Consider the following 9765-nt stretch of genomic DNA (forward strand, 5'->3'; position numbering starts at 1 on the left):
TAAAGTATTATAAAATTGGAGAAGTTATCCAATGTTAACTAAAGGAGTTGCATACAATGAGTTTTAATTTCAAAAATCAAAAGGCGATATTCAGAGGCTTTACCTCTATAATTTCAAAAGGTGCTTATAAAATCATTGCAAAGGGTAATAAAACTAAAGGTCTTAAGAAATCTAGAATAAATAAAGAATTTAAAGGATTTAAAAATATTTCTATACCCATTAAAATTATCTCAGTAGTAGCCGTGATCCTAGTTATTTTCATGGCTATAGAAAATGCAATTATATATAGAGTTACTTATAATAAAATGTTAAGCACTAATAAACAAAACATGAAGTTAGTGTCTAATGAGGTATATGAAAATTTTAAGAATCTAATAAAAATACAAATTAGTGATGTGGAAAAGAATGCATTAAATGATGATATTATTTCAGTTGTAAAACATAGAAACAATACGACCAGGGAAGAATTTAAGATCATGTATAAAGATGAAATTGAAAAGACTACAAATAAGTTAAAGATTTATGCTCAAAAGAATAACACAGATGAGCATGTTTTTATTACTGATAAAAATGGAGTAATTATAGTAGATAGCAACAACGAGTTTTTAAATACTGATTTAAGTCAAAAGGATTACGCAAAAAAAGCTTTAAGTGGTGCAGGTTCTTTAAGTTCTGTATATATGTCTACTGTTAACTTTAAGCCAGTAGTTACATTTTTACAGCCAATAGTGGATGAAAATGCTAATGTAATAGGAATTGCTGGAAAAAGTGTTTACACAGACTACTTTTCTCAAAGGTTTGATAAGTTTAAATTTTTAGATGATGGATTTTTATTTGTAGTGGATAGTTCACAAAATATAATCTACCATCCAGACAAACATCGTATCAATAAAAAGTTAGATATACCTGAATTAGTTACGATTACTAAAGATATCAAGAATTTTGAAAATGTTGATATGAAGGAGCTTACATATAAGACAGGCAAAGATACATTTAGCGCATTTTATATTAGTATACCTGAGCTAAAAAGTCTAGTAGTTCTTACTGTGAACCAGAATAATATTAAAAGTGCATCAAATATATTAGGAAATCTTATTGTACTAATGACTTTTATAATGCTTGTTGTTATGGTACCACTATGTTACTTATTTATTAGAAAAATTCTGAGGCCCATGAATGTACTTGTAGAAAATACAGTAGAAATTTCAAAAGGAAACCTTACAGTTATTAATGAAATAAAAAGTAACGATGAAATTGGTAAACTGTCCAAGAGCTTTAATTCTATGACTGAAAATATTAAATCACTAGTCTTTGACGTGAAGAAGGTAACAGAAGATCTTTTACATATTAATAAGGTTACAGGTACAGCGCAACATAATATAGTAACCGGTATGGAGATAATCACAGAAAATACTCAATTGGTATCTGCAGACACTGATAAACTAAATAGTGTAATCAATTTAAGTGTAAGCTCTTTTGAAGCCATAACTAAAAAAGTTCAAAACATAAAAGAGCAATCCACAGATATGTATTTAAAGGCTGAAAATATTAAGAATATTAATAATATAAACATAAGTACAGTCACTAACTTAAAACATATAAATAAAGAAAGTACTGATAAACTAAATGGAGTAAATATGTCTTTTAAGGAATTATATGCAGATTTAATGGGTATTAAAAACATAGTAGATGTTGTAAATAGCATTTCTAAAAGAACTCATATATTGTCTTTAAATGCATCTATTGAAGCAGCTAGTGCGGGACAATATGGTGCTGGTTTTAGTGTGGTAGCTAGAGAAATTAGAAATTTATCAGAAGGAATAGGAGAACAAATGAATAAAATACAGAATATAGTTAGTAGTGTTAATAATAATATGTCCAAAACTGAAGGGAGCATAGATGAAGTAAATAGAGTTTTTAATGAGCAGGATAGTGCTATAAATGATACTATTGGAAGCTATCAAAAGGCATTGTGTTCCACAGATGATATTGTTTCTTCTATTGAAAATATAGATCTTAGCATTGATACCCTAAATAATGAAAATAGCAGTGTTATAAATACACTTAAAGAAGTAAATATTATTTGCTCCCAGTTTACAAATTCCGTAAATCAAATAAGCTCTGTAATTGAAAATCAATATATTGAAACTGTGAATATGGACAGCCTAGTACAAGAATTAGAAAATTCAACTAATGAACTTAGAGAAAAAATGAATAAATTTAGATTATAAAATTCCTAGTAGGATGCTTATCTAAAAGTCCATATAATTAAACCCCATATCTTAATTATGATATGGGGTTTTAATTATATGAATGTTATGAATTAGTATAAGTGTTTATTTCATCTATAGATTTTCTCTACATTATGAATAGGTTTGGATTTAGAAGTCGAAACCATAAAAAATATTATCCTAAGTATACATTAATGAGTTACAAGATTATTACGTTTATCTTCTTCAATAAAAATACGATATAAAATCTTATCATTAATTAAAGTTTGTACACAAACACCATCAGAGCAAACATTATATTGGTCTCCTTCAAATTGGAACTCATCTTCTTTAGCATTAACAGTATCGATCATAAGTTTATTAAATATATTACTTTTTTCAGAATTAAGTATCACAATAACACCCCTTACGTAATTAATAAATTATCGTTTTCATATAAGTCTATTTGTGGTTACTTTATATTGTGAACTAATTTGATTAATAGCATATTAAGGTTGTGTTAAGTCTATGTAAATTAAAACATTTGTAATCGTTTTTTAACCTATTAACAATCAAAAGCCTATTATCCTGTTATTTTATAAAATATGTTTAACCACAGTAAAAACTTTAATTGGAAATTAATGAAATCAATGCAATATACAGTTGTAAAGTTTAATTAACATTAACTAAACTTTAATTAACTTTATCGTAATACAAAGTTAACTTTCAGGGCATATTATTATAAGTGTAATGTATGGTTAATAAAGAAATTTAAATAATTGAACGGGGGAATTATCAATGAAGAAAAAAAATTTAAAATTAATGGTGGCTGCACTAGCAGTTGCAATGACCGCAGGAATTTTCACGGGTTGTGCAAGTAAAGACGAAGCAGCTAAAACTACACCTGAAACTACAAAAACTGAATTGTCTGGTTCAATAACTGCAGCAGGATCAACTGCACTTCAGCCACTAGCTGAACTCGGCGCTAAAAGTTTCTTAGATAAAAACCCAGGAGTGGCTGTAAATGTTCAAGGTGGTGGAAGTGGTACTGGACTTAAACTTGTATTAGAAGGCAATGTAGAAATAGGAAATTCAGATATATATGCAAAAGACAAAGAAGGAATTGATGCAGCTGCATTAAAAGATACTAAGGTGTGTGTTATAGGATTTGCAGCAGTAACAAACCCAAAATCAAAAGTAGAATCTTTAACAAAACAGCAGTTAATAGATATATTCACGGGTAAGATAAAAAACTGGAAAGAAGTTGGTGGAGCTGACATAGCAATTACTATTATAAATAGACCAGCATCTTCAGGAACAAGAGCAACATTTAAAGAATTTGGTTTGGATGGGAAGGAAGAAGTAGCTGGCTTAACTCAAGATTCAAGTGGAGCTGTTAAACAAGCAGTTAAACAAACAGAAGGAGCAATTAGTTACTTAGCATTATCATACTTCGCTGATGTAGCTAATAAAGAAGGATTAAATGTATTAAAAATTGATGGGGTTGAAGCAAATGCAGAGAACATAAGCACAGATAAATATAAAATTTGGGCATATGAGCATATGTACACTAAAGGTGAACCCACAGGATTAACAAAAGCATTCTTAGATTATATGGTAAGTGATGAAATGAAAGCAGGAATAACAAAATTAGGATATATTCCTATGGCAGATATGAAGGCTAAAAGAGAGTAATGTTCAAGTTAACATTAGTAGCTTGTTAAAGTTGAGTATTTCTTGAAAATACACCTAAGAAATTTATTGATGAAACAGTATGAAATTTAAATCTTCTTAAAGACATAAAATACTTATAGGTATTTTATGTTTTTTGCTGTTCCACAAATTGTAAGATGATGTTATAATACTTATAATAATTGTTTTGTAACATGTATAGTATGGCGATTTAGGTTTCATTTTAAAGGGGGATATTTATGAAAAGAGAATATTTGGAATTAAAAACCTGTCGTACAGAAAAAGCTGAATTTATAAGCGAAAGAGAATATATTGTGCTTGATACAACAACTAAATATACATATGAACATGATTTTAAAGTAATGCCATGCTATAGGATTGTAAATGAAAAAGGGGCTGTGGAGATAGTTGTGCCCGATCAAATTTTCTATCCAACCAGTAGGATGTTGCAAAGCATAAAAGAAGTAGTATATTCAGGCATTTTAGATATAGATAGTTTAAAGGGAGGGGAGATATATTCTGTTTTTAAAATTACAGAAGATAACGGAGAATCTGTTTATACTATATTTGACAATTCAAATAAACTAAAAACATATCCTACAGCTCTGTTTCTCTCAGAAGTCCAATATCTTAAAATGACTAAAGAGGAACTTTTGGATTATAAGAAAGCTAAAAAAGAAGAAATATTAGAATCTCAGGAACTAAGAAAAAAAGAGGCCCAAAAGGACTTAGATGAAAAATTAGAAATTGAAAAGGCTAAAAAAAATGAGTCTCAAAAATCTTTGGATGAGAAAATTAGGTTACAAAATATAAAGGATTTAAATAAGCTGGAAATACAAAAAATTAAAGAATTTGTAAAAGTTTTAACACCAAATAAAGTAGAGAATACTATTGATCCAATGATTTATGAAACCTCCAAAATCACAAATAAAATAAATAAACTCTCCATATTTTTTGTGGCTGGAACCCTTACAACCGTTGTTTCTTCAATATTTGGGAAGGTCTTACTAGGCTCAATAATTAATATGATATATTTGATTGCAGGCACGTTAACTTATTTATATTTAAAAAATAATTTATCTGAAAGCTTAATTAATGATATTCCTACAAGGAAAAAACTTGATAAAGTATCGCTAGGTTTATTGGTATCCTTTAGTGATGATATATTGTTGAAATTAAAAAAGATTGAATTAAATTTATTAATCTTGGAAAGTGGAACTAATGTAAGTAGTGGAACTATTTCACTAATAAGCGAATCTGTCTCATTTTGCTTGGAAAGTTATAAAACAAAAGATACTAATTTATTAAAAGATATATCACTGTTTTTAGATAAAACCTTGGAATATGTATATAGTTTGATAGATGGGAATAATTTAGAAGAATTATATATAGAAAGGCAGATTTATGAAAATGTATCTTCCATTATAAACAGAAACACCGATATCTTTGATGTTATGATTTCGGATAATAAAGAAATCAAAGCAATATTAAAGAAAGGGGATTGATTGTATATTAATTATCAATGGGGTATAATTGAATAAATATTACAATTATAGGGGGTGTAAAAAGTGACAGATAAACAAAAACTATTAATTTTATTAGATGATTTTGAATTAGGTTATACCGATGAAGATAATAACATTGTTCTTAGAGAGGGCAATGAGAATGTAATAGGACGGGGTGGCTATGAAACCACATTTATATTTGAGGAAGATAATTCTTTTGATGCATTAAAGATTTATAAAGAATAATAAACCACACCCACCTTAAGTAGGGTACGTAAATAAAAAATAGTGTATGCTAAATTAATTCCTAGAGGGTCGTATATTTTTATGCGACTTATTTTTGCGTTAGTGGCAGGTTTGTTTATGAGTGATACTGGTATTGAAACATATTATTTCACCGGAAGTGCAGTTGGACAAAAGTTAGCCCAAGCAGTACAAACGGAATTAGTACCAAAACATTTTTCTTGCATAATATATTGTAGTAAGTATTTTTTGGAGGATTTATATGTATATCAGGTATCCTTATATTTATAATATGATGCTAAATAATTATGTCAAGGCGAATAATGAAATTTACTTTGCCAATAGGATGAGATCTTGTAATAAAAGAATATATTCTGATGAAATAAAGAATGATAGTACCCAAGCTTCTGACTCACAGTTAAATAGTAATGTAAATCTTGTTTTAGATTCTCAGAATTACTATGGTATACCAAAGAATTTTCGTAAGTCAACAGATATATTAAACACCCAGGGTAATATTGAATTAAATATTAGTGGTCTAAATACATTAAATATTTCTGGTAGTCAACAATTTTCTGAGTTCAACTTGTCTCTTATAACAGGTAGTATAGGGGCATCATTACCTATAACAGTTATTGATTTAAGACAAGAATCCCACGGGTTTATAAATGGAGAATCCGTTAGCTGGGCAAATGAACGAAATGATGCTAACATGGGATTAACAATGGGTGAAGTTTTATCGGATGAATATATTAAACTAAGTAGCATAAAGTTAAATGTGCCTATGACTTTTTATAATCATAAAAATATAACTGTAGTTCCAACAAAAATTCAAGATGAAGAATATCTTGCTAATTCTAAATTACTATCATATATACGTATTCCTGTTACAGATGGTAAAATACCCACAGATGATATGGTGGATTACTTTGTGTGTTTAGTAAAACTACAACCTAAAAATACATGGCTTCATTTTCACTGTAAACAAGGAATAGGAAGGACTACTACTTTTATGATTATGTATGATATGATGAAAAATTCCAAAACAGTTTCGGCAGATGATATTATAAATAGACAATTACTTTTAGCTAATTTTGATGAGAGTCATATTAAATCCTTTAATAATAATGAAAGAGTAAGTTTTTTGCAAAATTTCTATAAATACTGTAAGAAAAATATTGATTTGAAAGTGAGGATGACTTAATTCGAATTATCAATAATCGAATTGACTGTGGGCAAGTAGATATTTATAATTCTAACAGTTACACCACAGTATATGTTCATGCTTGGAGCAAAAGCCTTAGTAATATTGAAAAAGTTGTGGATAAGCTAAAGGAAAATCCTAAAGTGTCAATAGTTACCCCAGAAGTATTTATGGAATTGATAAAAAAGAATGTTAAAAACTAGTCCCAATTGAGTATTTGTGAATATCCCCTGGAAAGGAGTGAAATTATGGTTAATGTAAAAACGTTTGGTGCTATAGGTGACGGAGTCACAGATGATACAATTGCAATTCAATATGCTATTGATATTACTTATTTATCTGGGGGTGGAATAGTTTATCTACCACAAGGGACTTACTATACTACTGCATCTATTATGTTAAAATCAAATATTCGAATAGTGGGGGACGGAATTGACTTAACTATTATTGACTTAAAAGCCAATAATGAAGTATCTGCTTTTCAAACGGAAGTTCCTACACTAAATGCTTTAACTCAAACCACAGATTTAAACACAGGGAGTAAAGCCAATACTATTAATAATTCTGTACAACCAGGTGATTCAATTTGTTTTCAGTCCAATGACATGTTTACTAGCGGATGGGATGTAGGCATTATCAGAACTTATTATACAAAAGGGGAAATTTTTGAGGTGGATAGTGCTTCATCTACTGATATTACATTTACAGAGTCAGCCTTTTTAACACTGCCACTATCTACTACTAAGGGTGTTCAATCCTTTACACCAACAAAAAATATTGAGATTAGTGATTTGACTATTACTAGAGATGGGGATACCACAAGTTATGGCACAGGCATTAATATACAATATTGTAATGGTGTACGGATTGAACGAATAAAGGCAAAAAAGAATAATTATGCGGGTATTCTAATAAGTAGAAGTTTTAATGTATCATGTAAAACGATTTATGTAGAGGGTGGTACAGCAGATCTAGGCTTAGATTATGGAATTGTTGTTGTAGATGGAAGTAAACGAATATTCATAGAGAATAGTAATATAAAAAATTGTCGGCATGGTCTTTGTGGTGGTGGTTCTGGATATGCATGTCCACTATATGTTAAAGCTACTGGAATATATATAACAAATTCCTTTGGTGCTTCTTTAGATACCCATGCTTGTTGTGGATTTTTTACTTATGAAAATGCGGTTATTGACAATGGAATGCAAATGTCTGGAATAGGACATACTGCTAGAAATATAGAATCCTCTAATGGTACACCTTTTGCCTATGATGGTGGAATGGATTTAACCCTTGATAATGTGAAATTTAGTTCCTGCTCAGGATGGCTTACAAACCGTGCTATAATAGGAATGACCGTTCGAGATAGTAAATTTGTCATTACCAATACAACTGCTTCAACACCCACATCTTTTTATGGCGTCTCTAAAAATATTAAATTCTTTAATACCAAATTAATTCACAATGGTTATAATGTAGCTACTTCACTATCACAATTAGATACTATGTTTAAGTCTCCATATGCGTTTATATTGCATGATGATTGGTCATTAATTAATTGTACTATTGAGGGATTTCCTATTGCTTTTTACTTAAATGGTAGTCGATGTAGTGTAAGGGATTTAACTATTAGAAACTGTGGATGGGCTACCACCTTAGGAAGTTACCCGTGTACTATTTTGGTCAGTAAAAATGGGGAATATTCTACAATGGACAATATTATTATTGAAAATATTAATCGTGGGTTTTCGTATTGTTGCTATACAATACGGTTTCAAACGCTGGGAACGGGTACTGGTAAAAATATTACAATGCGTGGTGTCAAGCATGGTAAAGATAATCAAGTGACACCTTATTATGGAATATTGACTACTGCGAGTTATAGTTTACTATTTTTTATGGATAACCAAATTGTGGTGGGTGCAGGAAAGAACAGCCTTTTTGGCACTGGTGAGTTTTTTACTAATAGTTTTGTGAATAATAACCATTTAAGAGGTGCAAAAAAATAGCGCTAATAATTGTCAATGCTTATATGAAGGCTAATAGGCTTAGGGGTTACAGAAATAAGGGGCATTACTATTATTGTTAAATACAAGTATAAATAAGCTTAAATAATATAAGACTAAGTAAAGAAAATCTTTATTATTATATATGAAAAGGAGAGCTATAATGAGACCTTTTGTACCTGTACGAGTGTTATGGTTCTTGAAAATACTATTACTGGAAATTTAAGATGGGCAATTGAGGAGTTTGGAAAGTTAGAAAATGCCACAGCCACCTTTTCAACAAAGTTTGACGCTGTGGATGATTTATTAACAGCTAATCATAATGGACACACGCAAATGCGTATTTCCATTAATCCTCAAGAAATTATAAGTAAAGTTGAATTTGGAACAAGTAGTTTAAAGGAGAGAATTATTGCAGCAAACAAAATGTTTGAAGCTGGATATAAAGTAGGCCTTAATGTTGCTCCAATAATTTTGGAAGAGGGTAGTGTAAGGCTTAATACATTAGAGAAATTAAAGGGAGATAGTAAAATAAAAAAATACATTAAATTCATTAAAAAAACAACCTGCTGGTAAGAAAATTAAAATATCAAAGTCACTAGAACTTAAAGCAAAAAGATAGCAAGGATTGTATTGATTGGTTATTGAAAAATCTCCATGCTTATTACAATATTTGTGCGTAAAGCCCACTCCTTCAGGTGTGGGATGGATAGCATAAGAAACTAATTTTGTTTATAGCGTATATAAGCATTGTTAACATACACGTTTTGAGATATACTTTAATTAATTATCATTTTATATTTTGCCCAAGATATAGAAGAAAAATATTCTTAATACCTAATGTGGAGGAAAGATTTAAGCATATGGTGAAATGTGTATGTGAGGACATAGATATTGAAATTATC

The 9765-nt window shown here is 29.6% G+C and carries 10 protein-coding genes and 1 pseudogene; 10 read left to right on the forward strand and 1 reads right to left on the reverse strand.

The window, feature by feature from the left end:
* Positions 1–56: 56 nt before the first annotated feature.
* Positions 57–2231, forward strand: coding sequence for a methyl-accepting chemotaxis protein (locus ACREVU_RS03685; RefSeq protein ID WP_431550277.1), 2175 nt, complete (start codon positions 57–59; stop codon positions 2229–2231).
* Positions 2232–2422: 191 nt separating this feature from the next.
* On the opposite strand, the gene ACREVU_RS03690 is transcribed toward ACREVU_RS03685, so the two are convergent.
* Positions 2423–2626: a hypothetical protein gene (locus tag ACREVU_RS03690; RefSeq protein WP_431550278.1), complete on the reverse strand. Its 204-nt coding sequence runs from the start codon at positions 2624–2626 to the stop codon at positions 2423–2425.
* A gap of 382 nt (positions 2627–3008) precedes the next feature.
* Here ACREVU_RS03690 and ACREVU_RS03695 point away from each other — a divergent pair, with 382 nt between their 5' ends.
* The 9 genes and pseudogenes from ACREVU_RS03695 to ACREVU_RS03735 form a co-directional block, all read left to right on the forward strand.
* Entirely contained in the window at positions 3009–3905 is an 897-nt protein-coding gene (locus ACREVU_RS03695; RefSeq protein ID WP_431550279.1) for a phosphate ABC transporter substrate-binding protein, read from the forward strand.
* Positions 3906–4141: 236 nt separating this feature from the next.
* Positions 4142–5407, forward strand: a complete 1266-nt coding sequence (locus ACREVU_RS03700; RefSeq protein ID WP_431550280.1) for a hypothetical protein — start codon at positions 4142–4144, stop codon at positions 5405–5407.
* A 63-nt stretch (positions 5408–5470) separates the two neighbouring features.
* Entirely contained in the window at positions 5471–5653 is a 183-nt protein-coding gene (locus ACREVU_RS03705) for a hypothetical protein (RefSeq protein ID WP_431550281.1), read from the forward strand.
* 117 nt (positions 5654–5770) lie between these two features.
* Positions 5771–5941 carry a hypothetical protein gene (locus ACREVU_RS03710; RefSeq protein ID WP_431550282.1) on the forward strand — a complete coding sequence of 57 codons (171 nt, stop codon included), beginning with the start codon at positions 5771–5773 and terminating at the stop codon, positions 5939–5941.
* A 55-nt stretch (positions 5942–5996) separates the two neighbouring features.
* Positions 5997–6827 (forward strand): annotated as a pseudogene (locus tag ACREVU_RS03715) (fused DSP-PTPase phosphatase/NAD kinase-like protein); the annotation flags it as partial.
* Positions 6828–6862: 35 nt separating this feature from the next.
* The gene (locus ACREVU_RS03720; protein WP_431550284.1) at positions 6863–7057 is read left to right on the forward strand and encodes a hypothetical protein; all 195 of its coding nucleotides are present in this window, start codon (positions 6863–6865) and stop codon (positions 7055–7057) included.
* Positions 7058–7102: 45 nt separating this feature from the next.
* The gene (locus ACREVU_RS03725; RefSeq protein ID WP_431550283.1) at positions 7103–8863 is read left to right on the forward strand and encodes a glycosyl hydrolase family 28-related protein; all 1761 of its coding nucleotides are present in this window, start codon (positions 7103–7105) and stop codon (positions 8861–8863) included.
* A gap of 138 nt (positions 8864–9001) precedes the next feature.
* Positions 9002–9436 (forward strand): spore photoproduct lyase family protein, encoded by a 435-nt coding sequence (locus tag ACREVU_RS03730; protein ID WP_431550285.1) that lies wholly within the window; start codon positions 9002–9004, stop codon positions 9434–9436.
* A 167-nt stretch (positions 9437–9603) separates the two neighbouring features.
* On the forward strand, positions 9604–9765 hold a 162-nt coding region (locus ACREVU_RS03735; RefSeq protein ID WP_431550286.1), incomplete at its 3' end, for a transposase.

It is taken from the genome of Clostridium sp., from assembly GCF_050717535.1.
Lineage (GTDB): Bacteria > Bacillota > Clostridia > Clostridiales > Clostridiaceae > Clostridium_AD.